The organism is Pricia sp., from assembly GCF_041745955.1.
In the GTDB taxonomy this organism is placed as follows: domain Bacteria; phylum Bacteroidota; class Bacteroidia; order Flavobacteriales; family Flavobacteriaceae; genus Pricia.
The window spans coordinates 1-26,749 of record NZ_JBGTHY010000538.1 but is presented as its reverse complement, the minus strand read 5'-3'; the positions used below and the strand labels follow the sequence as shown (position 1 = coordinate 26,749).

Sequence of the window (26,749 nt, the reverse complement as noted above, 5' to 3'; positions counted from 1 at the left end):
ATTTGTTTGTCCAAGCGTCGGACTACTCGATAACTTGCCTGACTTTGTCGATAACCAAACCTGACCCGATGCGATTTTTGACTGTTTTTGTATTGATTTTGGTTTTTCCTTCTGCTCTCTTGGCGCAGGAAAATAACACAATTTTTGGAACAGTTATAGATACGCGGACTAAAAAACCCATTTCTGGAGTTGTGGTCACCATCGAATCCACTCAGATTTCAAATACAACGGATAGCGATGGACGATTCGAGGTTGCTATGCCTCCAAATAGTGATTATATCTTGAACCTTACGGCATCCGATTTTGTCACTAAAAGAATTCCTATAATTATCGATGGCCAAAACATCGATTTGGGTATCCTCTATCTTGAAAGGGATATCGCAACAGAACAGACCGACAATCTCATCAGCCTTACCGAATCCGAACTTTTGGACGATGAAATCAACTCCAATTCCTCAGCATTGCTACAAGCGACCCGTGATGTCTTTCTGAATCGTGCGGCCTTTGATTTCGGACAGGCCTTCTTCCGGGTACGAGGATACGATTCCCAAAACGGTGAGGTACTTGTCAACGGTATCCCAATGAACAAGTTCTATGACGGTCGTCCTCAATGGAACAACTGGGGAGGCTTAAATGATGTAACGCGAAATCAACAGTTCAGCAACGGTCTGGCAGCTTCAGAGTATACCTTCGGAGGAATCTTGGGGAATACCAATATCGATACCAGACCTTCGGGGATGCGGCCCGGCACCCGTTTATCGGCATCCGCTTCGAACCGTACCTATGCCGGACGATTGATGGCGACCTACACCTCCAGCGTACAGAAAAACGGACTTGCCTACAGCGTTTCAGCTTCCCGAAGATGGGCGAAACAGGGCTATATCGACGGCACGCTGTACGATGCCTATTCCGTTTTCGGGGCTCTGGAGTATCAGCTCAATGAAAAGAACAGCCTAAATTTTACAGGCATGCTAGCCAGTAACCGCCGCGGCCGCTCCTCTGCGATTACAGAAGAAGTCTTTGAACTGGCCGGCAAACGCTACAATCCCTATTGGGGCGAACAGGATGGAAAAATCCGCAATTCAAGGGAGCGCAACATTGCCGAACCCATCTTGATGTTGAACCATTTTTACGAATCGGATAATTTCAACTTGAATACGGGCGTCTCCTATCAGTTCGGTACGAATGCGCGTAGCCGATTGGGCTATTATAACGCTCCGAATCCCGATCCTACCTATTACCGGTACCTTCCCAGTTTTTACATCAACAGTCCGATCGGCGCCAATTTTATCAGTGCCAACACGACCAAAGAAGGTTTTTTACAGAATCCACAACTCGATTGGCAAAAGGTCTATACGGCCAATGCCCGTGAAAAGGCTGCCTATGTTTTATACGATGATATTGCCGATGACACGCAGTTTACCGGGAATATTGTCGGTAACTGGATTATCAATGAGCGTTTGCAAGCGGACTTCGGATTGACCTATAAAAAATTGACCTCTGACAATTATGCGGAAATCAACGATTTGCTGGGGGCGGAGTTTTATGAGGATATCGATCCTTTTTCCGACACACTGAACGACCTTAACGGCGAGGTCCAGAAAAAGGAGGATGCTATTTTCAATTATAACTATAGGATGCAGGCCGCCCAATTCGATGGCTTCGGCCAGTTCAGGTACACCCATACAAAATGGAACGCTTTTTTCGCAGGAAATTACGCCACTACGAATTATCATCGCGAAGGGCTGTTTCAAAACGAAAGGTTTCCCGATAGTGCGCTAGGGGCAAGCAACAATGTCAAATTCGCGGATTATGGAATCAAATCCGGCTTCACCTACAACCTGACCGGCCGGCACGGGGTGAGCCTTCAAGGCGGCTATTTGACCCGCCCGCCGGTATTGCAGAACGTGTTTATCAATCCAAGGGAAAACAACCGCGTCGTACCCGACATCCAAACCGAGACCGTATCGACGGTCGACCTCAGCTATTATCTCCGTCTTCCAAAATTGACCGGAAGGCTCACAGGATTTTATACCCGTTTTCAAAATACTACCGATATCAATTTCTTTTTCGTCGATACCGGCGTGGGTTCCGATTTTGTCCAAGAAGTGCTTACCGATCTCGACAAGCTGCATATGGGCACCGAACTTGGGTTGGAGTTTCAAGTATCATCTTCGGTGAAGTTGACCGGAGTGGCCGCAGTAGGGAAGTATCTGTATGCCAGCAATCCCGACCTCACCATCAACTTCGATACCGCCGGGCGGGAAGAAGACCTTATCAATTTGGATGGCAATAGTGACTTAGGTATCGCAAATATAAAGGATTTGAGATTGGCCCAGGGCCCGCAACAAGCGTATGCCGTCGGCATCGAATATCGGGATCCGAAATATTGGTGGATAAGTATGACCGCCAACTATTTGGCCGACAACTACGCCGGTATATCGGCCATCACCCGAACGCGAAGTTTTTACCTCGACCCCGAAACGGGACTGGCTTTTTCTGAGGCAACGGAAGAAAATGTGAATAAGCTATTGGGACAAAAGCCCTTGGATAACTTCTACTTGCTAAATCTCGTAGGAGGTAAATCATGGCTCAAAAAAGGCAAGTACATCAGCATATTCGCCAGTGTCAACAATCTGTTCGATACCGTGTTCCGAACCGGTGGTTATGAACAGAGCAGAAACGGTAATTACGGACAATTGAAACAGGATAATCTCAGCGGAACGCCCTCTTTCGCGCCGAAATATTGGTACGGCTACGGGCGCACGTATTTTTTGAATTTTGCGTATAGCTTTTGAACCCGGCCTACAAGGTTTCCCGTCAAAGGCGGAGCCTTGCAGGTCTGGCCGATTAGGAACACGCGTGTCGCAGACCTACAAGGATCGCTCGTGCCTCGCTCATACCTTGCAGATCGTCTAGCGGTCTGGCACCTACGGGTCGATCGAAATACCGGTGTAGGATAAACAAAAAAATATGAAAAGAACAGTACAATGTATTAGATACGCCAAACTGACAAGGGTTATCCTCGCCGCATCCCTGTTAACCCTGGCCTGCACCAAATCCCGCAACTTTGACCCACCGCCCACTGAATGCCCCACAGAACTCGTCGCCAATTCAACCTACGCCGAGGTCAAAAACCTTTACGTTGACCAAACCTTCCAAATTCAGCAAGACCTGGTCATCGAAGGCTATGTAATCTCGTCCGACGAAGAAGGGAATTTCTTCAGCGTACTCCATTTTCAGGACAGTCCGGTGAATCCATCCGAAGGTTTTGAAATCGAGATCGACGTTCGCGATTCGCATTTGTTCTATCCGGTCGGCAGTAAAATGTATATCCAACTAAAAGGCCTGTATTTGGGAAAAAGCAAAGATATATTCAAGATCGGCGGAGTTTTCACATCCTTCGGAAATGCATCCGTTGGCCGATTGCCCTCCACGGTAGTGGACAACCATCTTTTTGTGGCCTGTGATGAAAAAGTAGAGATTACGCCAACTATCATATCCTTCCCCGATATCCCAAAAAACCTAACCAATACGCTTGTACGGCTTGATGGTCTTGAAGTGTCCGATGCCGTAGTTGGCCAGACTTTTGCCTTGGAACGCGAAGAGACCGAGCGAACGTTGACCGATTGCAACGATAGCGAGCTCGTCTTGCTCAATAGCGGATTTTCCGATTTTCAGGCCGAAATCCTTCCCGAAGGCAACGGAAGTATCATTGGCGTATTGCTGCGCGAAAATGACACGTACCGATTGGCCATTCGGGATCCGTCGGATATTGATTTTACCAACGAACGCTGTGCAGATCTGGTCGATGAATTTACTTCTGCCACTATTTTCATATCCGAATTGGCCGACCCAGATAATAACATAGCGGCACGTTTTGTAGAACTATATAACGCTGCAAAGGAACCGTTAAATTTGAAAGGGTGGACGTTACGTCGCTACACCAATGCGAACACCGAGATCAGCTCGACCGTAGACCTATCCGATTTTACGATCGGTGCCGAAACTACGCTAACCATCTCACCGAACCCTGCCGAGTTTGAAGCGGTATATGGCTTTGCCCCCGATTTGGCCGTCGGCAAAAATAGCCCTGCGGACTCCAACGGCGACGACAATCTTGAACTGGTCGATCCCTTCGGTACAGTCGTAGACGTATTCGGAATTATCGGTGAAGATGGTACTGGCACGAGTCACGAATTCGAGGATGGTAGGGCATCCCGAAATGCGGACATAAAGAAAGGAAATTCAAAGTATACTTTTAGCGAATGGACGATTTATAATGATACGGGCGATTTAGGTACGATAAAGTTACCTCAAAATGCACCTGAGGACTTTACACCAGGGGAGCGGGATTAGAATCAGCATTTAATGCTAAGCCAAAATACACTTCGGCTTTTGTTCTCAATAATGGATACAAGGAGATAATCCTCACCCAAGAATCCCCTCCAAAACATCCGCAGAGACCGGTTTTATCAAATAATTGGTTTCAAGACCGTAGGTTTTAGCCTTATCCAAATCTCTGATGTCAATTGACGAGGTCATGATGTAAATCTCTGGCATATCTTCTTGGGCAGGTATCAACTTCGTGATTTCCCCCATAAAATCCCACCCGTCCATCACGGGCATGTTCAGGTCAATGAAAATTAAGGAAGGCAGTTCGGAATCATTCTCCAGTAGCTTCTCGAAATTTTCAAGGGCGTCAAGTCCGTTCTCGAAAATCGATAGGTCGGGTTTATAGTCAATACTTGCCATGGCCCTTTTGAGGCCAAAAACAGCAATGGCGTCGTCATCGATAATACAGGTTCGGGTATGGGCTTTCATGAAAGGTTCGATATAAGCGATGATTTTAGAAAATATTTTCAAGGGCACTTTCCAAATCTTCCTTGGAAATGGGTTTAAGAATATAGTTGTTGACCACTTCATAATTTTTTATCCGTTCCAGATCCCGGGGATCGACCGAAGAGCTGATGATATAAATAAGAACTTTTTCCCGATTATGGTTGGGGATTTTAACGAAATCCTCCAAAAATTCCCATCCGTTCATTACCGGCATGTTTAGGTCTAGGAAGATTACGCAAGGAAGTTTTTCACCGCTTTCCGTAATTTTATGTAGGCCATCAATAGCGTCTTGCCCATTCTGGAATACCAAAACGGTTTCGCAAAAATCCACCTCTGCCATAAGGCGTTTCGTGCCATAGATAAAGATAGGATCGTCATCTATGATACAGGCTGTCTTAATTTTCTTCATTTCAATTTTTTTAGCAATTTTAGATCGATCCGTCAAGGGCATCCGGAATCAAAATACAGCTTGAAAGTGGTGCCGACATCGACGGTACTCTCCACTTCTATGCTGCCGTTCATGGCCTCGATCTGGTTTTTGGTGATGAACAGGCCTATTCCTTTGGCATCTTTGTTTCTGTGGAATGTCTTGTACATTCCGAAAAGCTTATCGCCATGCCGCTTTAGGTCGATACCGAGACCGTTATCGGAAAATGTAAGAACGGTCTTATCCTCGATCTGTGCCGAAACGATTGTTATGACGGGTGTTCTTTCAGGTGAACTATACTTGATGCTATTGGTAAATAGATTCAGAAAGATACTATCCAGATAGGCGGATATTCCCCGGATTTCTAGGTTTTTGTCGATATCCACATGACATACCGCATTTTTCTCCTCTAAAAGAAGTCCTAGGTTTTTTTCGACGCACATTATGGTGCTGTAAAGGTTTACCCGTTTCATCTTGTCGAGGGCATCTACCTTTACCTGTACCACTTCGTTCAAATGCAATACGGTTTCGTTAAGACTTTCTGAAGCGTCACGGAGCATATTAACCAAATTCTTTTGCTCGCTTTCGTTTTCCTCGGTACTCAAAAATCCGGACAGCATTGATAGGTTGCTGGAATGTGATCGTAGATTGTGCGAGACGATATGGGCAAAGTTCAAAAGGCTATCGTTCTGCTCTGTGGTAATGTCTACCAAACGGTTCAACTTTTTTTCAGCGTTTATCCGAGCGGAAATATCCATGATCTGGGAGATAAAATGGGATAGTTTGCCGTTGATTTTTCGCACCGCCGTAACCGCCAGAATCACATAGACAATATGTCCGTTTTTGTGGTGATACCGTTTTTCGATTTGATAGCTCTGTCTTTTTCCTTCGATAACTTCGGTAAATAGCCTTAGATCCTTATCCAAATCGTCGGTATGGGTCAGCTCTTGAAAGGTCGTCTGCATCAAATCGGCTTCACTGTAGCCCAAACTGTTGCAGAGACTTTGGTTGACCTTGATCCATTTGCCGTCAAGCCCGACCAAGGCCATTCCGATATTGGAGCTTTCGAAGGCGGCCTCAAAGGATTCCTCACTTTTTTGTAGTTTGCCCTGAACGGTCTTAAGATCGGTGATGTCCCAATTTGTACCTGTCATTTTAATGGGGTTACCATCGGCATCCCTCTGTACCACAGCCATTGCCTTTATATGCCTTTTTTTGCCGTTGGGCCATATAATACGGAATTCGGTATCGAATCCCTTTTTACCGGATAGCGCCAATTCTATGTCTTGGTAAACATGCGTTCTATCGTCCGGATGCAGCCCTGCCCGCCATGCCTGATACTCACTTTCAAAATCTTTTTTATCAATACCGTAGAGGTGGTACATATTATCGTCCCATACCAATTTTTTAGTGGTGATATCCATGTCCCAAATACCCACATTGGCCGCTTTGGTGGCAATGGCCAATCTTTCGGTGGCCTTAAGAAAATTCAGCTCGGTCTTCTTTTTTTCGTCGATATCCTGAAAAGTACCATAGATACGCACCGGTCTGCCGTCAACGATTTCTACCTCGCCCTTGGCCCTGACCCAAAGTTCATTTTCTTTCGCCGTAATTATGATAAGTTCGGTATCCCATGGAGTGCCATCACGTATGGCATCGCTTACCAATCGGGTAATATTGTCCCGATGCTCGCCTTTTTTGTAAAAATTCAATCCCGCCTCCAAGCTTGGTACGTAATTTAGGGGTACCTCGTGGATTTCCTTGGTGATTTGAGTCCAATAGACCCTGTCCGAAAAAAGATCTACCTCCCAAGCTCCTATCCGTGCTACTTTTTGGGCCTTGATCAACAGTTCCTCCCTGCGTTTGGTCTCGGTGATGTCCTCTAGTGTAGTTATCAGTCCTTTTATTTTACCATTGTCGTCTTTCCAGCTGTTTATCTTCCAACTGAGCCATGTAATTGCTCCGTTTGCGGCTATGAATTTCCTTCCTTTGTTACTATTGGATGCCCCTTTAAGGCAATCGCAATATATTTTTCGAAGGGCTTCGGGCGTGTTTGGAAGGATATTGTAATAGGATTTGCCGATAAGGGATCCGGAATCGGGTGCGAGCTGGCGTTGCCAAATTTCGGAATGGCTAATAAAACACATGTCCAAATCCAGGATGGCAACCGCTGTTGGGGAGTCCTTGATCAAAAAATTAATCGATACTGTTTCCAAGGTAGGTTTCAGTTTGGCGGGTTAAAAATACGGTTAATTCTCGGATGTAGGAAATTACTTAAAATTATCGGAATTTCCATGGGATTTTTCAACCTTTGAAACACGGGAAGTTTACATAGGAAATTCCTATCGTTTAATAATGTTTTAATATGGACTGTCTATGTATTTCATCCTAATTTTATTACTTTTAAACGAGTAAATGGGATGGCTTATTGCCCATGGGAAACTTAAAAATACAATATTATGAGTACTGACAACAAAAGCACATCGGAGAACGGCAAGGTTTGGGACGTTAACGAATCGAGCGCCAAATGCCCGTTCATGAGCGGCGAAAACCATCAAGTGGCCGGTGGGGGTACCGGCAACCGCGATTGGTGGCCGAACCAGTTGAAAATGAACATTCTTCGTCAACACGCCCCGCAGTCCAACCCCATGGACGCCGATTTTGATTATGCCGAGGCCTTCAAATCCCTCGACCTGAAGGCGGTAAAACAAGATTTATATGACCTGATGACCGATTCCCAAGACTGGTGGCCGGCGGATTATGGCCATTACGGGCCGTTTTTCATCCGTATGGCCTGGCACAGTGCCGGTACCTATCGTATCGCCGACGGTCGGGGCGGTGCCAGTTCGGGTTCGCAGCGCTTTGCGCCCCTGAATAGCTGGCCCGATAATGCCAGTCTTGACAAGGCACGTTTGCTTTTATGGCCGATAAAACAGAAATATGGGAAAAAGATTTCTTGGGCCGATTTGATGGTCTTGGCCGGTAACTGTGCCCATGAATCGATGGGACTGAAAATGTACGGTTTCGCCGGCGGTCGTGTCGATGTTTGGCAGCCCGAAGATGATGTCTATTGGGGTTCGGAAACGGAATGGATGGGCAATGACGCACGTTATTCAGGAGACCGTCAGCTCGAACAGCCTTTGGGAGCGTCGCATATGGGATTGATCTATGTAAACCCTGAGGGGCCGAACGGAATACCCGATCCCGTGGCCGCAGCGCGCGATACCCGCGAAACTTTCGGTAGAATGGCCATGAACGATTATGAAACCGTGGCATTGATCGCCGGGGGACATACTTTTGGAAAGACCCACGGTGCGGCCGATCCAGGAGAATATGTAGGTGTGGAACCTGCCGGTGCAGACATCGAGGAAATGGGCTTTGGATGGAAAAACTCCTTTGGTACCGGAAATGCCGGCGATACGATTACCAGTGGCCTTGAAGGGGCCTGGACGGACAGTCCGACCCAATGGAGCAACAAATATTTTGAGAACCTTTTCGGTTATGAGTGGGAACTTACCACGAGTCCCGCCGGGGCACAACAATGGAAACCCAAGGATGGTGCCGGTGCCGGTACGGTACCCGATGCCCACGACCCGAACAAAAAACATGCTCCGTTTATGTTGACCACCGATCTCTCCTTGAAAGTGGACCCGGAATACGAGAAGATTTCAAGGCATTTTCGTCAAAATCCCGACGAGTTCGCAGACGCTTATTCAAAGGCATGGTACAAGCTGACCCATCGTGATATGGGGCCAACCTCGCGATATTTGGGTCCGGAAGTACCTCAGGAAGAATTGATCTGGCAAGATCCGGTGCCGGCCGTTGACCACGAACTGATCAACGATGACGATATAAAGTCGCTGAAGGCCAATATTCTGGCTTCCGGCCTTTCGGTAGCCGATTTGGTATTTACCGCTTGGGCCTCTGCATCGACCTATCGCGATTCCGATAAACGCGGCGGTGCTAACGGTGCCCGTATCCGTCTTTCGCCCCAAAAGGATTGGGAAGCGAACGACCCACAGCGCTTGGCGAATGTTCTGGATACGCTCGGAAGAATCCAAAATGAATTCAACGGCAATCAATCCGGTGACAAGAAAGTGTCCATCGCTGATCTTATTGTTCTAGGGGGATGCGCAGGCGTCGAACAAGGCGCGAAGAATGCGGGTCATGATATTAAGGTGCCGTTTAGGCCAGGCCGTACCGATGCATCCCAAGAGCAGACCGACGTGGAAGCTTTCGAGGTATTGGAACCCAAAGCGGACGGCTTCCGAAATTTTGACAAAACGGAACATGATATTTCCGCAGAAGAAATGCTGATAGATCGCGCTCAATTGCTGACCTTGACCATACCTGAAATGACGGTTTTGGTTGGCGGCATTCGCGCGCTCGATGCCAATCACAAGCAATCGCAGCACGGCATCCTTACCCAAAACAAAGGGGCGTTGACCAACGATTTTTTCGTCAACCTACTTAATTTGGGTACCAAATGGGAAAAGACTTCCGATTCCGAACAGGTATTCGCCGGACGTGACCGTAAAACCAACGAAGTCGTATGGGCAGGTACGCGGGTCGATCTTATTTTCGGTTCGAACTCCGAATTAAGGGCGGTAGCCGAGGCCTATGCTACCAACGATGCCAAAGAGAAATTCGTAAGAGATTTCGTAGGCGCGTGGAACAAAGTGATGAATCTTGATCGATTTGATTAAGTCATCCTATTGACCTCAATTTAGTCTTGAAAAGAGCTTCGGTAGATACCGCGGCTCTTTTTTTTACCTTTATCCCATAAAAACCATCCCTATAAAACAATATTATCCAGTATGGATAGTTTGAGTAGTAGGATTGGGAATGACAAACAAGGTTTAATTTGAAAAAGCGACTTTGGCTATGGAATATCTTGGCGGTAGCGACCGTCATCGTTTGCCTGTTGGCGTTTGTCATGCATTACAAAAATTGGACGTCCACCGACACCAACGAAATAAAAATCCTCTCCGGGTTCTATTATAAAAAATTGAAGTATTCGGAATTGGACAGTGTCAAGTTTGTGGAAAAAATTCCCCCCATGCAACGCCTAAACGGTTTTTCGGCCCAAGAAATGGGCAAGGGCATCTATAGGGAATTCAAAGATTCGCTGACGGACAAGAAGGTTTTCGTTTTCGTCGATAATTTTTCGAATCAAAAAATTGCCGTAACGTATCAAGATTCCCTCAAACTTTACCTTAATTTTAAAGATTCTACCGACACTCAAAACATATACCAGTTCTTGGCGGACAGACTACCAAAGCCCTCCGATTGATTATGGTATGTTTTTTGAAACTTGGAAATATTCTGAACTTAAAAAAATACCATGATTATGAAATTACTTTCTCTTTTCCTTTTACTTCCCTTGTTCACAATGGCACAATTCGACCTTACAGTTACCGTTAAGAACGTTAAATCGAACGAGGGAAAGGTCAGCGTAGCCGTCTACGATACTAAAGAAAATTTCCTCAAATTCGATAAAGTATTCAAAGCAGAAAGTGCGCCCAGCCAAAAGGGAAGTACAAAGGTGGTACTCGAGGACTTGCCTAAAGGCACGTACGCCCTAGCCGTTTTTCACGACGAAAATGGCAACGACGAGCTTGATACGAACGCACTCGGTATTCCAAAGGAGCCCTTAGGATTTTCTAAGGGAAAGATGAAAACTTTTGGCCCTCCAAGTTTCGAAGAGTGTTCGTTCGAGCTTACTTCGGATCAGTCGATATCCGTACCCATTAAATAGGCTATCATCTTTCGGTCACTCAATTTACTTTCGAATAGCAACGCCCTGATTTTAAACATACGCTTTGCCATCGTTAATCCACTTTTGCGTTAAATCGCCATTAAGTTTTTTTAAGCTGTTGTTTTACAAACGGATGTGTCGTAATTTGTTGTTCTAATCAATAAAATAAAAACATCATGGAAACAAAGGAAATAGCCAAAAAACTGGTGGATTATTGTAAACAAGGTGCTTTTGAAAAGCCTTACCAAGAATTGTACAGTCCCAAAATCGTAAGTATTGAAAACGACGGCAAGGCCGAAGGCGCCTATGTCGAAGGCTTCGAAGGAATAAAGAAGAAAGGGGAGTGGTGGCAAGAGAATTTCGAGGTGCATTCTACGGAAGTCTCCGACCCGCTCGTTGCCGACAATTGGTTCTCGGTAAGGTTCGATATGGACACCACCCACAAACCTTCCGGTCAACGCTCAAAAATGTCGGAAATCGCGGTCTATCAGGTTCAAGACGGTAAAATCGTGAAGGAGCAGTTTTTTTACGATGAAAACAATTGAGGTAATAAACGGCCATTGACAATACGTCCATTAAAAGACTACACGTCTTGGCTAGCGTTCCCTTCTACCTAGCTCAGGGAAAACTATCATTGACAAAATTGACTGATTTATTGAAAATTGACAATTATGTCATTACCGCCGTTTTTCAAGTTTTGTAGAGGGTCTCGACGATGTGGTGATTTTGATTTGCGTTGCAGCTCGACCCGCCTGGACCTTTAGGCCGTCTCGAAAAGACGTTGTGGTGATTTCTATGCTTACCAGAAAAACAATCCAGAAACCCTATCTTTGATTTAAACAAAACGATATGGTTCTAGTTGCGCAGTTTTTCGGTGCACTTTACGGCCTTCTGGCCATAATCCTCGGCGCTTTCGGCGCACATGCCCTTAAGAAATCCTTTTCGGAAGAACAGCGGAAAAGTTTCGAGACCGGTGTCAAATATCAGATGTACCATGCCCTCGTATTGATTATGCTAGGCTTCAATTTTAATTTGGATACTCCCCCACAGAAATATATGGTCTACTGTTTTCTAATCGGTGCGTTCCTATTTTCGTTTAGCATTTATGGACTTGCATTAAGCGCCTCCAAAGGTAAAAAATGGAGCTTTTTGGGGCCGATAACGCCTTTAGGCGGATTACTTTTGGTAGTGGGGTGGGGTCTTTTGCTGTATCAGTTTGTAGGGCGGTATTTCTGATTTGTCCAAGAGTTTGCCTTATATCCTATTGCGGTAAAAAATAATGTATTAAGTTGGCCCTGCGATCAAAAACCTATGGTTGGGGCAGGTCGTATTTCGTCATGCAACATCCTAAACTTCATTGACATAATCATGCCCGTTCATTCTGTGAGTTCGGCCTCCGAAGTAAACGCTTTAATGGCCTGATTGGGTTCCATGATATTGTAGCCTTTCCAAAATTCAGGGTCGTAGTTAGGCATATAGGTCGGCAGTATTTCGTTGTTTTCCTTAAAGTTTTCGAATTGGTTTTCATTGATCGGTTCTTCATCGAAGACGACCAATTCGTAGCGATTGACATTGCCGAACGCAGCATCTACTTTCATAGACAATTCGTTCTGCTTTGTTCTGCCTTTTACGTTTTTGTTCTTTTCTATAATCTTTAACGGTCTTTTGACACCTGCCCGTACCCCTTTAATAATGTCATAGTACCGCAAATGGTATTTTTCGTCGGTGCCCTTGGCGAACAGAATACTGCCCTTGGCGAGATATTCATTGATTGAAACACCGAGCAGATTAAAGTCCCGCAAAGCTTCGGTGTTTTCGAAATCCATTCGGATCAGGGCAAAATCGTCGGCGTTGATGTAGAGCTGGCCCCTGTATTCAGGGGAGCCGTCGGGTACGAAATCGATGACATAGACCGCTTGGTCGCCGAGATAGGTGAAATTTTTTAAGGTGAGCTCATATCTCCCGGGCTTAAAAATGATGTTGTAATCGGTATCGCCAAAAATCGGGAGGTTTTTGATAAGGTCGCTTAGCACACGACCCTTATAACCTGAAAAGTTTTTCCGGCGTTCTTCTTTTTGCTTTTTTTCTTCGGCCAACCTTTTGTTCAGGGCGGCCACATCGGTGGAGTCAATATCCTCTTTGAAAAGGTCTCCCATCTCGTCGGCATCGACCTTAGTGCCAAAAAACCATCCGGACTTAATCTTGAAATACGAGTCGGATTTAATATTTTCCTTCACTATCTGGTTGAACTTCTCCTCCAATTTTTCCACATCCAGGTTTTTGTCCTTATCGTACATCTCGGAAGCCTTGATTAAATCCAATTTTTGATTGTCGGCATCGTCGTTGCCGTACAGGTCGCCCAGCATTTCGGTATAGTAGGTGTTTTTCTTTGGAAAACTGCGGATGACACTGTCCAGAAAACTTTCGTTAAAGGCCGCAATGGTCGATTCCTTAAGTTCGTAGTCGGCCTTTAAAACCTCGTTCTGATAGGTTTCCCGCAGGAAAACCCGCTTTTTGGTGAAATCTGTAAAGTAGTTTTTCTCGATGTTATCCTCGACCAATTCGATAATTTCCCTAGGCGTGTATTCTTTGTTTGAAACAATTACCTCTTTCAGTTCAATGGCCTTGGGCCGCAACACAATAACGCTATCGGTAAACTCACTGATCGGTTTTCCGAGGGATTCATAGCCGATACTTGAAATAAACAGCGAATCGTTTTCCCTAATATTTTGGTCAAAGGAAAATTTGAACCGCCCCTCTTCGTTCGTGATCATGCCCCTGTTGTTCAACTGCACCGTAGCATAGGGAACCGGATTTTTGGTGACAGAATCGATGATGACCGAGCTCAGGCTTTGGGCTTGTAGCGCACTTGCGGAATAAAACATACTAAGAAAAAGAAGGGGTAAACTCAGTTTTTGGGCGTTAGGCATGAAATTTCGATCTTGATTCCTCAAAAAAAGCAATAGCAATCGAACAAAGCCCCCTGTTTTTGATTTTTTTAGTACTGAATTATTTTTTTATTAACGGAAGGCGAACTCTGAGGTGGTTTTACTTTAACAAGGTTGAGAACTAATTAATGAGAGCACTACCCTTTGAATAGCAGCGGCAGGAATAGATCTTCTCAAAGTATTTCCCATACAATCGGACAGTAACAGATTAGCTCAAAAGGTGGGATGCCCCGAATTTTTTTATCTTGTGGACACTAACAACCCTACTGACCAACAATGACCGCTGTTTTCAATTTTCTACTTATTGCCGGAGCAGTTCAGGGTTTTGTGTTCGACATCGCAACCTTTTGGTCAAGAAAGAAGCTGGAAAGTGCGATACTTTTCTTGAACCTGTTCGTTTTTTTCCTGTCGATGAACAACCTGCAATCTTGGCTGATCGATAACACTTATATTTCTTCGAATTTTTAGCAAGATGTGTGGTCATACTTCTTATGCACCAGAAAGTTATAGCAATTGAAAGTATAGTGACTTATAATTTAATCGTAGATGCACTCCCCTTGGGCTCTACCATTTTGATTTATTGGATAGGATATCAGGGCTTGGCTACATCAAATATAAAAGAGCGAACGGCGAAACCGATTTTTAGGTCGTACCAATCGTGTGCCAGGCCATTCCTTGAGGATTAAATTTCTTTTTTATATGGGGAAACATTAGGGGGTAATCCCGTACTACAACAAGAATTCGATATAGCAATTGAATGTTCTTGTATCGATGTATCCAACTTACGAAAGGGCAATTATTTCCTAAAGATATTGGGAAAGAAAATTGACGAAGTGCATCAAATCATTGTCAAGTAAAATAGGCAAAACTTAAAAAGATAACAGCTGCCGATTTCGGTGGCTTTTTTATTCCAATAGGCTATCCTCTTAATGACACCCACAATCATCCTGTCCGCAGCCTTTGGCATCCCCTTTTCCCGATGCGAACAAAGATTTCGGCAACAAAAACTTCTTGACAAGATAACCAACAGCAACTGCGAGAATACTATAGACCAATATGTTTTGAAGAATATCCATTTTTTGATTTTAGTTGCCCGGTTTAAATTTATAACTACCTACCGCGACTGCCACTACCCACTTTTTAAAGTCTCATTTCTCTATTTTATCCCCTTTGCTCTCATTTCATCACCTGATACGCCACCAAGGCCACAATATAAGCAAAAGCACTCATAAAAACCAATTGCCCCATGGGCCATTTCCAGCTGTTGGTTTCCCGTTTTACGATGGCGAGGGTACTCATACACTGCATTGCGAAGGCGTAGAACAGCAATAGCGAAATACCGGAGGCCAGATTGAACAAGGGTTTTTTGGTCCTGGGGTTCACTTCCGCGGCCATTCGGTTCTGGATGGTCTGTTCCTCATCGCTGCCAACGCTGTAAATGGTGGCCAAGGTACCCACAAAAACTTCCCGGGCTGCAAAGGAGGTCAGTACGGCGATACCTATTTTCCAATCGTAGCCGAGGGGTCTTACGATCGGCTCGATGGCTTTTCCCATATATCCGATGTACGAATGCTCTAGTTTGTAACTTGCGATCTCCTGATTTTTTGCCCGCTCTTTCAAGGTTTCGGACTGTGTTTTCAGACTATCTTGAAGAGTGCTTAGGCCCATGGTGTTCGGCTGGTCGATAACACTTACCTTATTGTCCTTTTTGTAGTTCGAGAATTTTTTGGCCATATAGTTTTGGCTGTAGGTCGAAAATCCCTGCGCTTCGATACGTTGGGTAACGATACTTTCGGCGTTCCTGAAATCCTCCGAATAACCGTTCGAACCCAAAAACCAGAGTACGATCGATATGGCCAAGATGATCTTTCCGGCCCCGAAAACGAAACTTTTTGTCTTTTCCCAAACCGTGTAGGCTACGTTTTTAAAAAGAGGGAGTTTGTAGTTCGGCATTTCAACCACAAAAAACGAACGACCTTTCATCTTCAATATCTTGTTCAGCAGCATGGCGGACAGCACGGAGGTAGCGAAACCGATTAGATACAATAGCATCAGGGTCAGCGCCTTAAAGCTAAGCCCCAAAAAAGTGCCTTCGGGAATGACCAGTGCAATGATGATGAGATATATCGGCAGACGGGCAGAGCAAGTCGTAAAAGGGATGACTAAGATGGTGATCAAACGTTCCTTCCAATTTTCGATGGTACGGGTGGCCATCACGGCGGGAATGGCACAGGCGGTACCCGACATCAAGGGTACGACACTCTTACCGCTAAGCCCGAAAGGACGCATTAATCTGTCCATCAAGAACACGACCCGGCTCATATAACCTGTTTCTTCCAAAAGGGAGATAAAAAAGAACAGGAAAGCAATCTGGGGAATAAATATCACGATTCCACCGATACCGGCCAAGATACCTTCGGCAATAAGATTGGTTAATACCCCTGCTGGTAGGGTATCTTTCACCCATTCGCTGGCGGCCGCGAAAAACTCGTCGATCATGTCCATCGGAAATTCGCTCCATGCATAGATGGCCTGGAAAATGAGCAACAGGATCATTAAAAAAATCACATAGCCGAAGACTTTGTGCATCAGTATCTTGTCCGCGGATGCCCTGAGCCCTTTTGCCGCAGTCGGATCTACTTTATAGGTTTCCTTAAGAATGCCATTGATAAACTGGTAACGGAGAATGGTCTCTTTCTGCTGAAGGCGTTTCAATTCCGATTTTGGCTTGGTATACAACGATGTGGGATCCTCGACCAGCTTTTTGTCGATGCGCATAAAGTTGACATCTTGGGTGATGACCAACCATAGCTTGTAGAGGTCTTGTTTCGGAAAGGTTTTCTTTAGTTTTTCGAAATAATCGGGAGCAATCACGGTAACATCTACATTTTTTGCAGCGGAAAGCGTCCTGTAATCGGCAATTAGATTTTTTAAGGTATCGATGCCCGTACCTTTCCGAGTACTTACGAGGGCGATTTTGGTATCCAGTTTTTCCTCCAGTAGTTCGACATCCAAAGAAATACCCCGTCGCGACATACGGTCCGACATATTGATGACCAGAATGGCGGGTATATTGAGGTCTTTCACCTGTGTGAACAGTAAAAGGTTACGTTTCAGGTTCTCGACGTCCGAAATTACGACGGCTACATCGGGATGGTCTTTATCGTTTTTGTTCAGCAGTAGCTCGACGGCAACGCTTTCATCCAAAGAAGTCGTGTTCAGGCTATAGGTGCCGGGCAGATCAAGAATATGGGCCTTTACGCCTCTGGGCAATTTGCAGATTCCCTCCTTTTTTTCAACGGTAATGCCGGGGTAGTTGCCGACTTTCTGTTTCAGGCCCGTCAGTTGGTTGAAAACAGAGGTCTTTCCGGTGTTGGGGTTACCAATTAGGGCTACGTTGATCTGCTTGCTCATAGCGCACGGGTGTCGTCAATAATATCAAGTTCTATGAGCAGTGCCGTTTCGCGGCGTATGGCGATATGGCATCCGTTGACATTGATATAGATAGGGTCGTTGAAAGGGGCGATCTGTACAAGTTCGATGGCATTGCCGGGCAAGCAGCCCAGTTCCAATAATTTTATCGGAAGGTTGTCATCGGCAAACTCCCTGATGATTCCCTTTTGCCCTCTTTTCAACTGTGCTACCGTCATCGTAATCGTTTCACAATTTTTATTTAGATTTATTATAAGGAAGGGCAAATTTAAGGCAAAAATCTTGAATTAATGGGATGTTTGACGGGGAAAAGGAAAAATTCGGTTATATAGGGGAAAGTGGCAGTTGGCAGTAAGGAATATCAGAGTTTGTCCGGCCGCATGATATAGGGTTCAAAATAATTGTCAGCACTGTAATATGGGATGGGGGCTGACAAAAAAGTGCAATTAGTGTCGCTTCGAGCCATTTGACCGCACCCAAGATTACCTAAAGCTGAGAGTTTAATTTGAATGACTACCGTTCAGGTCTCGACTGCGACATGACAAGGAAGCTATTTTACCTTTAGGCGTCATGCGGCCAACCGCTACCGCTTACTCCTTCCCATCCAAGTACGAGTTTTCCAAAATCTTTAGGTCTCCAATCAACTTCTCGACATCCTCCTTTTTAGTGCCGTCATAAAACCCACGAATTCGTCGTTGCTTGTCGACCAAAATAAAGTTTTCCGTATGGATCATGTCGTAAGGGCCTCCATCGCCATCCTCCTTAACCGCCAAATACGATTTTCTGGCCAGTTCGTAAATCTGCTTTTTATCCCCGGTAACCAAATTCCATTTCAAATCATCCACCCCCTTTTCCAGCGCATACCTCTTGAGTTGGGCAACGGAATCGATTTGCGGCGTAACGGTATGGGACAATAGCAAAATATCGTCGTCATTCATGATGCGTTCTTGAATATCGACCATGTTCTTGGTCATGATCGGGCAAATGGTAGGGCAGGTGGTAAAGAAAAAATCCGCAATGTAAATTTTGTCCTTGTAATCTTTCTGGGTTACGGTTTCCCCGTTCTGGTTGGTCAAGGAAAAGTCGGCAACGGTATGGTATTTTCTCTTGTACTGCAAGGTACTATCCACCAATTCTGGATTCACCATGGAAGGCTGGTAGATGGTCAGCAATTTCTGGGGCTGTAAGGCCTCGTAGAAAAGATACACGATTACCCCACAAAGGCAGAAGAACACAATCCCGAAAAGACGGTATTTCGCGAAAAACGTGCGCATATTCTTTTTGGCAAAGATACGTTAGTAAAGGGTGGCGTTCAAGAGTGATGAAAACCGTTGCTGCCAAATGTTTCTTAAAAACGGATGGCCGTAATCTACTTTTTTTTCTAAGCGGTGCTAAAAGCGTACTTTTGTGCGCTGAATTCAAAAAACGGGACTATTGGTGAAAAACCTCTGTGTTCGCTTTAAACCTAGATAATTTAGATGGATCCCATACTGATCAAGACCACACAATTTTTTTTAAGCCTATCGTTGCTTATCGTGCTCCATGAATTGGGGCATTTTATTCCCGCAAAACTTTTCAAGACCCGGGTCGAGAAATTCTATCTTTTCTTTGATATCAAATTTTCCCTGTTCAAAAAGAAAATAGGGGAGACCGTTTATGGCATCGGCTGGCTTCCATTGGGCGGCTACGTAAAGATCGCCGGAATGATCGACGAGAGTATGGATACCGATGCGATGAAGTCAGCCCCCAAGGAATGGGAGTTCCGCAGCAAACCGACCTGGCAGCGTTTGATCATTATGATAGGTGGTGTCAGCGTAAACTTTATTTTAGCCTTCATTATTTATGTCGGACTAGCCTATGCCTATGGTGAACAATATATTCGTGCGGATAGTTTAAAGGATGGCGTAGCTGTTACGGAAAAGGAACTTGGCGATAAGATCGGAATCCGGACCGGGGATAAGATACTTGCGGTAGACGGAAATCCAGTCCGGGAATTCGGAAGCATTCTGATGGAAATCGTCAATGGCAACACCATCACTATCGAAAGGGATGGGCAGACTATTGAAAACCAAATGCCGGTAGATTTTATCTCCACCCTTATCGATGATACCGATAAGATTCGGTTTATCAGTTTTAGACAGCCTTTTGTCATCGCAGAAGTACCTGAGGACTCTCCGAACCGTGATACGGGATTCGAAGAACTTGACGAAGTTGTTGCCGTGAACGGCCAAAAGGTCGAGTATAGAGACCAAATCATGCCGATACTTGAAAACAACAAAGGCGGCACCATAGATTTGACCATCAAACGCGCCGACGGTTCATCCAAAGAACTGGAAGCAAAGGTCGATGAAGATGGAATGCTCGGGCTGGCTATCGGAGGCCTGACCTTGGAAGACTATGCTAAAAGGGGATTGTTCAAGATCGAGACAAAAAAGTATACTTTTTTGGAATCCATACCTGCCGGTGTGAATAAAGGGGTCAGTACGGTTTCCGGCTATTTAAAGCAACTCAAGAAAATTTTCAATCCCGATACGGGGGCATACAAAGGTGTCGGTGGCTTCGCTGCGATTGGAGGTCTGTTCCCCGATGTGTGGGATTGGCAGGTGTTTTGGAACACCACGGCATTTTTATCCATAATGTTGGCCGTACTGAACCTTTTGCCAATACCTGCGCTCGATGGCGGTCATGTTATGTTTCTGCTCTATGAAATGGTTACCGGCAGAACGCCCAGTGACAAATTTTTGGAATATGCCCAAATGATCGGTTTCTTTTTATTGCTGGCCTTGGTGCTCTTCGCCAATGGCAATGACCTTTATCGGTGGCTAACGGATAAATAGGAAGTGAAAATTATTTGGGACAATTAAAAAAACGATTATATTTGCACCCTCTTGCGCCACTTTTGGCAGTTTTAAAGGGCAGAAGCCCAAGAGGGAAAACTTAAATTCCTCCTTAGCTCAGTTGGTTAGAGCATCTGACTGTTAATCAGAGGGTCCTTGGTTCGAGCCCAAGAGGAGGAGCCCCCGCCAGTAAAGGCCTCGCAGAAATGCGGGGCCTTTCTTTTTTGGCTGGGTACAACATAGGTACAACATTTTATTTTTCCATTTTACTCTATTTAATCCTATCTTAAATTAATGGAAAAGTTGAGCGAAATATTGGCTAAGTGGCTGTATCAAAGCAGAAGGGAGCTAAAATTGCTTTCGCTAAAATACGGCTCCCTGACTACGAACAGACTTTCCTTTTTCCTTATACTGCTATTTGCAATAGTACCGTTGACCCTTTATTTTCTGTTTTCCGGTATCACGTATTCGATTGTTCAGATTGTAGCTAGCTACATTTTTGTAACACTATTGTTTGGTGTTTCGATAGTGCTGGTGATTACGTGGTTCGAATCCGAGAAGCTATTTCAAAATAATGTTCAGGGTTTTTCATTTGTCCCGCTATCTAAATCCAGAATCGATATCGGTTTTTTTGATTTTGATGATGGGGATGTAGAGAACCTTCTCAGATTGATCAACGGACTACCGGCAGAGCAAAGGATTGTCGTAAGGGAAACTCCAAAGAGCAAACAACCGGGGAATGTCCGATTTATATTTACTTTTTTGGATCTCATTGTACGCAAAGGGATTTCCGATATGGATATGACACCCAAGGAGTCTTTGAACATGCTCATTTTGGAGCGGTTTACGTTCGAAGAATCCGAAATCAATCCAAGTACACTTCCCTCCAGTTACTCCAAATGGCGCACGGCTACGAAGGATGGTCGTTACGACGAAGCGCGTAAGGACATCGCAAAAGCATTGGGTATTTCATAAAAATTTGCACCACTTCAATTTTATAAAGAAAATATACAGCAATCCACCAGCAATCGTCATTTCCCTATTGCTTTTACGGCATCTGCCGTCATATGTTTGCTGCGTACAATCAATGTAAAAGGCCTTTTACTCATAATTAATTTTAAATCCAAAGATTATGAATGAGCAAGAAAATGTTGTGGACTTACTACAGGATATTAAAGGCCTGCTTTCCCACACCAAAAAAGTATTTAATATCGATGACCTTGTTAAGTATACCGGGTTGTCCAAGAGCAAAATCTACAAGCTCTCCCAATTAAAGCTGATTCCGACAGGGAATAACAAACACATTCGTCAACTTTTCTTCAACAAAGAGGAAATCGACTCATGGCTCCTGGGGGAACCCAATCTATCCGACGAATTTCTGGAACGACAGTTCAATGAACAGCTCGCTAAAAACAAAAGATAAACAGCAGCGCTATGACAAATACTATTCCGGGACTCTACGATGTAGCGGATCCCAAGAAAAAGACGGTATACGACTATACCATGGAATATCTGGAGGCCAAGTATGACATTACGTACAACGAGATCTCCCATGACTTTCAGATTGCCCTTAAAGACTCCAAGAAATGGCAATACCTGAACCTGAACTCCCTGATCATCGAACTGGCAAAGGCAGGGGTCGATATCCCGACAGGGAAACTGGAGATCCTTATCCGTTCGGAATGGATACCCAAACACAATCCCATCAGGGAATACTTTGAAAACTTGGCCAAATGGGACGGGAAAGATTATATCCTCGAACTGGCATCCTATGTACCGACCTATGAGAAAGAGGCGTTCAATTACCACTTCAAAAAATGGTTGGTGCGGACGATCAAATGCGCTCTGGAACACAACTATTTCAACAAACAGGCCTTTGTACTGTCCCATCAAGGCCAGAACTCCGGAAAATCCACTTGGTGCCGATTTCTCTGTCCGCCCCAACTGGCGGAGTACATGGCCGAGGATATAAGTAACGACAAGGACGCACGGATACAGCTCTGCCGGAACTTTCTGTACAATCTTGACGAGCTGGCCGTACTTTCCAAAAAGGATGTTAATGCCTTGAAATCCTTTTTCTCCAAGACCTTTATAAACGAAAGGTTGCCCTATGACCGAAAGAACACGACCCTGACAAGGATATGCTCCTTTATGGGAAGTACCAACATGTCCTCCTTCCTGAACGACGAGACAGGTTCGGTCCGCTGGCTTTGTTTTGAACTGAAAGGGCAGATCGATTTTGGGTATTCCAAGGAAACCGATATCAGCGGGGTATGGTCGCAGGCCTACCATCTGGCCTATTCAGACCCCAATTTCGATCCCGAGCTGTCCATCAGGGATATCCGGGAAAACGAGGAGCGCAACAAGAGATACACCAAGCTGACCTCGGAGCAAGAGGTCATTGCCAAGTACTACGAGAAGTCGACCGACATGAAGGACTTCAGGACGGCATCAGATGTGATGGTCGCAACGGGCTGCCTCAACCTGCGCTTGAACCATATAAATATCGGACGTGCGCTGGCCGGGTTCGGGTTCCAGAAAGTGAAACATCCCAAACGGCACCTGTACGGCTATCTGGCCAAACCGCTTTTTACGGACATCCCTTGGGAAATGGAACTTCCGAAAAAAAGGGAATAATACCTACCAAGTTACCTAATGGAAAAGAAAACAAATGGGAATGGGGCATCTGCTTAGGTAGGATGTAGAACTCCCATCTTACCTAAGGGTTACCTAACCTACCTAACAGGTAGGATAGGTAACATTGAAAACTTATCTAACCTAAGCCAAAAGCCCTATAATCATTGGGCCGGTCGGGAAGGTAGGAGGAATTACAAAAATTAAGCTGATGAAAAGAAAAAGAACTAACAAACTATCGTGCGAAAGAGCCCGAGCTTTTCCCATCGAAAGGGCGCTGGCAAAACTCGGGCACTTTCCTACCAAGTCAACGGAGAAAGAAGCTTGGTTCCTCAGTCCTTTCCGGCCCGAGGCCCAAGCCTCTTTCAAGGTGTCCAAGGAACTTAATAGGTGGTACGACCACGGGGCGGGAAAGGGCGGGAACGTCATCGACCTGGTATGCCTGATCACCAAATGCTCGGTAAGGGAAGTTTTGAGAATAATTGCAGAACATCAAATCTCTTTTTCTTTTCAACAGCAACCTATTTTTGAGAAGGAAGAAAAGGATACCAAAATCGAAATCATAGCTGTCAAAGAGCTGGCTCATCCAGCATTGAAAAGTTATTTGAAATCGCGAAATATTGAACCGAGAACCGCCTTAAAATATATAAGGGAAGTCCATTACAGGTTCAATGAAAAAAACTATTTCGCCATTGGATTGAAGAACGATTCAGGGGGATGGGAACTACGTAACAAGTACATGAAGAATTCCAGCTCGCCAAAAGATGTTACCCATATCAAAAAGGACTATACCAAACTCATTGTAACGGAAGGCATGTTCGACCTATTATCGATTCTGGAAAGCAATGAAAAATTAGGAACCGAATATGACTTCTTTGTACTGAACTCCACGGCATTCTTTCAAAAAGCAAAGAACATAATTGAGGGCTATTCCAGTATCGAACTCTACCTGGACAATGACAGAACCGGTAAACGAATCACCCAGAAATTGATAGGGCATTCCGAGTACTGTAAGGATAGATCAACCCTTTACGAGGATTTTAAGGATATGAACGAATGGCTCATGGGCAGTACAATAGATTTAATCGGGCAGGGAATTCAAGATGTGTTTTTGTTACCACAAAAACGATCTTGCTTTGCTCCCGATGGTCGCAAAATCAAAAGGAAATGAAAAGGACCTACATCAAGTTCAGATGTTCCATCTACGAAAAGAAGCTGCTCAAAAAAAAGGCGAAGCGGGCAGGTATTAGTCTTTCGGAATACTGCCGCAGCTCCGCTTTTGGCAACTCGGTCATCGAACGACTTACCAAAGAGCAACTGGAATGTTACAGAACCTTGGTCAAGTACAAGAACAACTTTACCAGTATCGGCAATATGTTCAAAAAGCGGAACCCTAGACTGGCCAACGAGGTAGCACAACTGGCGGAACAGATTAGGAAACATTTGTACAACTTCAAAAAATAAAGGGATGATAGGCAAGGGAAGATCCATAGCGCACACCGGTGCATCCATAGGCTACGGCTGGAACCAGGAGAAAGATGCAGAGGTGGTCTACAGCCAACATCTGGCGGGCAACGATGCCAAACAGATAACCGAGGAGTTCAAGATCATCCAAGAGCAGAATGCGCGCTGCCAAAAGAACACCCTGAGCTTCGTACTCAGCCCCACACGGGAGGATGGCAGGAACCTGACCAAGGAAAAACTAAAGGAACTGACCCAAAAATTCATTAAAGAAATGCAACTGAAGGAACGGCAGGCCATCGCCTTTGTGCATAGGGACAAGGCCCACACCCATGTGCACCTTTATGTCAACCGGATAGGCTTTGACGGGAAGGCCTATAACGACAGTTTTATAGGGAAGCGGAGCCAACTGGCCGCCGAAAACGTGGCCAAGGAAATGGGACTGACCACGGCCAGGGAGGTGCAATTGGAAAAGGAACTGGATTCAATACATATACGTCTCGAAATAAAGAACATTCACCAGAGGGTGATGGAGAACCAAAGGCCGAAAACCCTAGACGGTTATATGAAGGCAATGAAAGCGCGGAACGTAGAAGTAATCCCAAGCATCAACAGGGCAAACAGGTTACAGGGATTCCGGTTCGGATACCAAGGCCACAATTTCAAGGCCAGCGAGGTGCACCGCTCCATATCGGGAGGAAAAATAATGGGACAACTTTCTCAGAATTGGGGGATGGCAAAACCAAAAGAGGTGGGCAAATCGGTCCGGCTACTGGAAAAAACCGTGGAAATGAGCACCAACCTTGCTACCAGTATAGCTAAAAACTTGATCAAGAAAACGATCAAAAAATCAATCGATACGGGAATTGGATATTAAGAAAAGAAGCTATGGGATACAAGAAATTGGACGAGGTAATGGAACTGCTCAGTGATGAGCTGGACGGGTTCAACAAGGCCGTGGAAAGGTTGGAGCGGCTGACGGAAAACGTGGAAAATATCAATATAAAGCCGGACACCAGAGAAATGGAGTCCATGCTCCGGGAACATCTTACCTCGGAAAAGGTCAGAATCTCCCAACTTAACGGCTTGATCCAAAAAATGGGGGAACGTATTTCCAAAGCCAGCTTGATTCCGAAAGCAAAGCTATGGTTGCACTATTCGATTTGGATCGTTTCCCTGATCATTTTAGGCTATCTGTCCTTCAAGGTATCACGAATCGATGATATCCGGGAAAAGGCCTTTGGAGAAGGGGAGCAACAGGTAATATCCAGTTTGCGAGGATATTTTGATCAGTACCCAGAACATTATAAAACATATCAAAAATGGTTACAGGAAAAAGATAGTGTTCCAAATCAAAAATAGGGTGCGCCCTATCCGGTTTTTGCTTCACGCTTATCTGCCGGAACGCTACAAAAACCGGACAGGATCCGTGCGCAGGTAAGTAATTATGGTAAGATTTGGGATAAAATCATTTAACTCTCCCAAAAGCATTAGAAATGAATTTGCGAACAACTACAATTTTAAAAACGTTCTGCAGACTGAACTGATCTTAAACTTTAAGTTTACAAAAATAAAATCAATCCAAAACTCAATCTACCTAAATAAGAATGTGAACTTAGAAAAAAGAAGTGGCAAGCAATCTAATATACCTAGGAAATATTTAATTCCCAGATTAATAATAAAATTCTGAATTCCCCTATGTACTTAATTGCTAAACTGAACGGCTTTGCCTATTTTGGTCGTTTAATGAGTTCCAAATTATTTAATTCTGGACCTCACCGAATGTGTACCCTATACCAAATTAATAACCGACTAGATAAAACAAATAAATGCCACTTGACTTTTCAAAAATATTAGTGGTTGGAGTTTCCTCAAGAGCTCTTTTCAATTTGGAAAAAGAGGAACAGATATTTAGAGAAAAAAATATCCGGGGCTTTCGAGAATATCAGTTGGCAAATGAGAACAAACTATTAGAAAAAGGAACTGCTTTCCCATTGGTTGAAGCATTACTTAAACTTAACAAACATGTAGACAAAAAAGAGCCAATTGTGGAGGTTGTAGTTATGTCAAGAAACAGTCCCGAAACTGGTGTAAGAGTTTTAAAGGCTATTGAACATTTCAAACTACCAATAACAAGATGTGCTTTTTCAGGAGGAGAACCACTTGCCCCTTTTATTGACGCTTTTGATGTAGACCTTTTTCTATCAAGAGACGAAAGTGATGTTCAGAAAATCATTGACACTGCCAATTGTGCCACTGCTTTGATTTATGATCCGCCTGAGAATTTTGAACCCGAAATGGACAGGGTGAAATTTGCTTTTGATGCAGGCGCAGTTGTTTTTTCTGAGGAATCAGAAATCATATATAAGTCTAAAGACATCGGTGCATTTCATAAACATGAAAAAGAAAA

The 26,749-nt window shown here is 44.6% G+C and carries 23 protein-coding genes and 1 tRNA gene; 17 read left to right on the top strand and 7 right to left on the bottom strand.

Going from position 1 to position 26,749, the window contains the following annotated elements; all coding sequences use genetic code 11:
- Window positions 1-68 precede the first annotated feature (68 nt).
- Both ACEW8S_RS19200 and ACEW8S_RS19195 read left to right on the top strand, forming a co-directional pair.
- On the top strand, window positions 69-2,798 hold the full coding sequence (locus ACEW8S_RS19200) for a carboxypeptidase-like regulatory domain-containing protein (RefSeq protein WP_373519719.1): 2,730 nt from the start codon (window positions 69-71) through the stop codon (window positions 2,796-2,798).
- Window positions 2,799-2,973: 175 nt separating this feature from the next.
- Entirely contained in the window at window positions 2,974-4,359 is a 1,386-nt protein-coding gene (locus ACEW8S_RS19195; RefSeq protein WP_373519718.1) for a DUF5689 domain-containing protein, read from the top strand.
- Window positions 4,360-4,431: 72 nt separating this feature from the next.
- On the opposite strand, the gene ACEW8S_RS19190 is transcribed toward ACEW8S_RS19195, so the two are convergent.
- Genes ACEW8S_RS19190 through ACEW8S_RS19180 form a run of 3 tightly spaced genes read right to left on the bottom strand, consistent with a single transcriptional unit; the run spans window position 4,432 to window position 7,485 of the window.
- Entirely contained in the window at window positions 4,432-4,824 is a 393-nt protein-coding gene (locus ACEW8S_RS19190; protein ID WP_373519717.1) for a response regulator, read from the bottom strand.
- Between the two features lie 25 nt (window positions 4,825-4,849).
- Complete coding sequence (locus tag ACEW8S_RS19185) at window positions 4,850-5,251, bottom strand: response regulator (RefSeq protein WP_373519716.1); 402 nt, start codon at window positions 5,249-5,251, stop codon at window positions 4,850-4,852.
- Between the two features lie 32 nt (window positions 5,252-5,283).
- A complete protein-coding gene (locus ACEW8S_RS19180; RefSeq protein WP_373519715.1) occupies window positions 5,284-7,485 on the bottom strand; it encodes a PAS domain S-box protein in 2,202 nt (733 codons plus the stop codon).
- Between the two features lie 243 nt (window positions 7,486-7,728).
- On the opposite strand from ACEW8S_RS19180, the gene katG reads away from it, so the two are divergent.
- The 5 genes from katG to ACEW8S_RS19155 all read left to right on the top strand — a co-directional run bounded on the left by katG (window position 7,729) and on the right by ACEW8S_RS19155 (window position 12,263).
- Window positions 7,729-9,975, top strand: coding sequence for a catalase/peroxidase HPI (gene katG / locus ACEW8S_RS19175; protein ID WP_373519714.1), 2,247 nt, complete (start codon window positions 7,729-7,731; stop codon window positions 9,973-9,975).
- A 158-nt stretch (window positions 9,976-10,133) separates the two neighbouring features.
- Window positions 10,134-10,562, top strand: coding sequence for a hypothetical protein (locus ACEW8S_RS19170; RefSeq protein WP_373519713.1), 429 nt, complete (start codon window positions 10,134-10,136; stop codon window positions 10,560-10,562).
- 57 nt (window positions 10,563-10,619) lie between these two features.
- Window positions 10,620-11,027: a DUF2141 domain-containing protein gene (locus tag ACEW8S_RS19165; RefSeq protein ID WP_373519712.1), complete on the top strand. Its 408-nt coding sequence runs from the start codon at window positions 10,620-10,622 to the stop codon at window positions 11,025-11,027.
- 176 nt (window positions 11,028-11,203) lie between these two features.
- The gene (locus tag ACEW8S_RS19160; protein WP_373519711.1) at window positions 11,204-11,572 is read left to right on the top strand and encodes a SnoaL-like domain-containing protein; all 369 of its coding nucleotides are present in this window, start codon (window positions 11,204-11,206) and stop codon (window positions 11,570-11,572) included.
- Window positions 11,573-11,876: 304 nt separating this feature from the next.
- Window positions 11,877-12,263 (top strand): DUF423 domain-containing protein, encoded by a 387-nt coding sequence (locus ACEW8S_RS19155; protein WP_373519710.1) that lies wholly within the window; start codon window positions 11,877-11,879, stop codon window positions 12,261-12,263.
- Between the two features lie 140 nt (window positions 12,264-12,403).
- Here the strand turns inward: ACEW8S_RS19155 and ACEW8S_RS19150 are convergent, their stop codons facing one another.
- From ACEW8S_RS19150 to ACEW8S_RS19135, 4 genes are all read right to left on the bottom strand, one after another.
- Window positions 12,404-13,957 carry a carboxypeptidase-like regulatory domain-containing protein gene (locus ACEW8S_RS19150; protein ID WP_373519709.1) on the bottom strand — a complete coding sequence of 518 codons (1,554 nt, stop codon included), beginning with the start codon at window positions 13,955-13,957 and terminating at the stop codon, window positions 12,404-12,406.
- A 1,194-nt stretch (window positions 13,958-15,151) separates the two neighbouring features.
- On the bottom strand, window positions 15,152-17,389 hold the full coding sequence (gene feoB / locus ACEW8S_RS19145; protein WP_373519708.1) for a ferrous iron transport protein B: 2,238 nt from the start codon (window positions 17,387-17,389) through the stop codon (window positions 15,152-15,154).
- Complete coding sequence (locus ACEW8S_RS19140) at window positions 17,386-17,631, bottom strand: ferrous iron transport protein A (protein WP_373519751.1); 246 nt, start codon at window positions 17,629-17,631, stop codon at window positions 17,386-17,388. Before ACEW8S_RS19140 ends, feoB begins: the two co-directional genes overlap by 4 nt.
- A 366-nt stretch (window positions 17,632-17,997) precedes the next feature.
- Window positions 17,998-18,681 (bottom strand): SCO family protein, encoded by a 684-nt coding sequence (locus tag ACEW8S_RS19135; protein WP_373519707.1) that lies wholly within the window; start codon window positions 18,679-18,681, stop codon window positions 17,998-18,000.
- 204 nt (window positions 18,682-18,885) lie between these two features.
- Between ACEW8S_RS19135 and rseP the strand changes: the two genes are divergently transcribed.
- From rseP to ACEW8S_RS19085, 10 genes are all read left to right on the top strand, one after another.
- Window positions 18,886-20,244, top strand: coding sequence for an RIP metalloprotease RseP (gene rseP, locus ACEW8S_RS19130; RefSeq protein WP_373519706.1), 1,359 nt, complete (start codon window positions 18,886-18,888; stop codon window positions 20,242-20,244).
- 106 nt (window positions 20,245-20,350) lie between these two features.
- Window positions 20,351-20,424: transfer RNA gene (locus ACEW8S_RS19125), tRNA-Asn, on the top strand.
- 123 nt (window positions 20,425-20,547) lie between these two features.
- Window positions 20,548-21,219, top strand: a complete 672-nt coding sequence (locus ACEW8S_RS19120) for a hypothetical protein (protein WP_373519705.1) — start codon at window positions 20,548-20,550, stop codon at window positions 21,217-21,219.
- Window positions 21,220-21,376: 157 nt separating this feature from the next.
- Window positions 21,377-21,667, top strand: coding sequence for a helix-turn-helix transcriptional regulator (locus tag ACEW8S_RS19115; protein WP_373519704.1), 291 nt, complete (start codon window positions 21,377-21,379; stop codon window positions 21,665-21,667).
- Window positions 21,668-21,678: 11 nt separating this feature from the next.
- Window positions 21,679-22,881 (top strand): VapE domain-containing protein, encoded by a 1,203-nt coding sequence (locus ACEW8S_RS19110; protein WP_373519703.1) that lies wholly within the window; start codon window positions 21,679-21,681, stop codon window positions 22,879-22,881.
- Between the two features lie 208 nt (window positions 22,882-23,089).
- Window positions 23,090-24,049: a toprim domain-containing protein gene (locus ACEW8S_RS19105; RefSeq protein WP_373519702.1), complete on the top strand. Its 960-nt coding sequence runs from the start codon at window positions 23,090-23,092 to the stop codon at window positions 24,047-24,049.
- On the top strand, window positions 24,046-24,342 hold the full coding sequence (mbpA, locus tag ACEW8S_RS19100; protein ID WP_373519701.1) for a mobilization protein MbpA: 297 nt from the start codon (window positions 24,046-24,048) through the stop codon (window positions 24,340-24,342). Before ACEW8S_RS19105 ends, mbpA begins: the two co-directional genes overlap by 4 nt.
- A 4-nt stretch (window positions 24,343-24,346) precedes the next feature.
- Complete coding sequence (locus tag ACEW8S_RS19095) at window positions 24,347-25,216, top strand: relaxase/mobilization nuclease domain-containing protein (protein WP_373519700.1); 870 nt, start codon at window positions 24,347-24,349, stop codon at window positions 25,214-25,216.
- An 11-nt stretch (window positions 25,217-25,227) separates the two neighbouring features.
- Window positions 25,228-25,701 (top strand): DUF6730 family protein, encoded by a 474-nt coding sequence (locus tag ACEW8S_RS19090; RefSeq protein WP_373519699.1) that lies wholly within the window; start codon window positions 25,228-25,230, stop codon window positions 25,699-25,701.
- A 467-nt stretch (window positions 25,702-26,168) separates the two neighbouring features.
- On the top strand, window positions 26,169-26,749 hold a 581-nt coding region (locus ACEW8S_RS19085; protein WP_373519698.1), incomplete at its 3' end, for a 5'-nucleotidase.

What these genes read in the sequence shown, in the direction of transcription:
- ACEW8S_RS19200 (WP_373519719.1), top strand. Translation starts at nt 69, where the DNA reads ATGCGATTTTTGACTGTTTTTGTATTGATTTTGGTTTTTCCTTCTGCT.
- ACEW8S_RS19195 (WP_373519718.1), top strand. Translation starts at nt 2,974, where the DNA reads ATGAAAAGAACAGTACAATGTATTAGATACGCCAAACTGACAAGGGTT.
- ACEW8S_RS19190 (WP_373519717.1), bottom strand. Translation starts at nt 4,824, where the DNA reads ATGAAAGCCCATACCCGAACCTGTATTATCGATGACGACGCCATTGCT.
- ACEW8S_RS19185 (WP_373519716.1), bottom strand. Translation starts at nt 5,251, where the DNA reads ATGAAGAAAATTAAGACAGCCTGTATCATAGATGACGATCCTATCTTT.
- katG (WP_373519714.1), top strand. Translation starts at nt 7,729, where the DNA reads ATGAGTACTGACAACAAAAGCACATCGGAGAACGGCAAGGTTTGGGAC.
- ACEW8S_RS19165 (WP_373519712.1), top strand. Translation starts at nt 10,620, where the DNA reads ATGAAATTACTTTCTCTTTTCCTTTTACTTCCCTTGTTCACAATGGCA.
- ACEW8S_RS19160 (WP_373519711.1), top strand. Translation starts at nt 11,204, where the DNA reads ATGGAAACAAAGGAAATAGCCAAAAAACTGGTGGATTATTGTAAACAA.
- ACEW8S_RS19155 (WP_373519710.1), top strand. Translation starts at nt 11,877, where the DNA reads ATGGTTCTAGTTGCGCAGTTTTTCGGTGCACTTTACGGCCTTCTGGCC.
- ACEW8S_RS19150 (WP_373519709.1), bottom strand. Translation starts at nt 13,957, where the DNA reads ATGCCTAACGCCCAAAAACTGAGTTTACCCCTTCTTTTTCTTAGTATG.
- feoB (WP_373519708.1), bottom strand. Translation starts at nt 17,389, where the DNA reads ATGAGCAAGCAGATCAACGTAGCCCTAATTGGTAACCCCAACACCGGA.
- ACEW8S_RS19135 (WP_373519707.1), bottom strand. Translation starts at nt 18,681, where the DNA reads ATGCGCACGTTTTTCGCGAAATACCGTCTTTTCGGGATTGTGTTCTTC.
- rseP (WP_373519706.1), top strand. Translation starts at nt 18,886, where the DNA reads ATGGATCCCATACTGATCAAGACCACACAATTTTTTTTAAGCCTATCG.
- ACEW8S_RS19115 (WP_373519704.1), top strand. Translation starts at nt 21,377, where the DNA reads ATGAATGAGCAAGAAAATGTTGTGGACTTACTACAGGATATTAAAGGC.
- ACEW8S_RS19110 (WP_373519703.1), top strand. Translation starts at nt 21,679, where the DNA reads ATGACAAATACTATTCCGGGACTCTACGATGTAGCGGATCCCAAGAAA.
- ACEW8S_RS19105 (WP_373519702.1), top strand. Translation starts at nt 23,090, where the DNA reads ATGAAAAGAAAAAGAACTAACAAACTATCGTGCGAAAGAGCCCGAGCT.
- mbpA (WP_373519701.1), top strand. Translation starts at nt 24,046, where the DNA reads ATGAAAAGGACCTACATCAAGTTCAGATGTTCCATCTACGAAAAGAAG.
- ACEW8S_RS19095 (WP_373519700.1), top strand. Translation starts at nt 24,347, where the DNA reads ATGATAGGCAAGGGAAGATCCATAGCGCACACCGGTGCATCCATAGGC.
- ACEW8S_RS19090 (WP_373519699.1), top strand. Translation starts at nt 25,228, where the DNA reads ATGGGATACAAGAAATTGGACGAGGTAATGGAACTGCTCAGTGATGAG.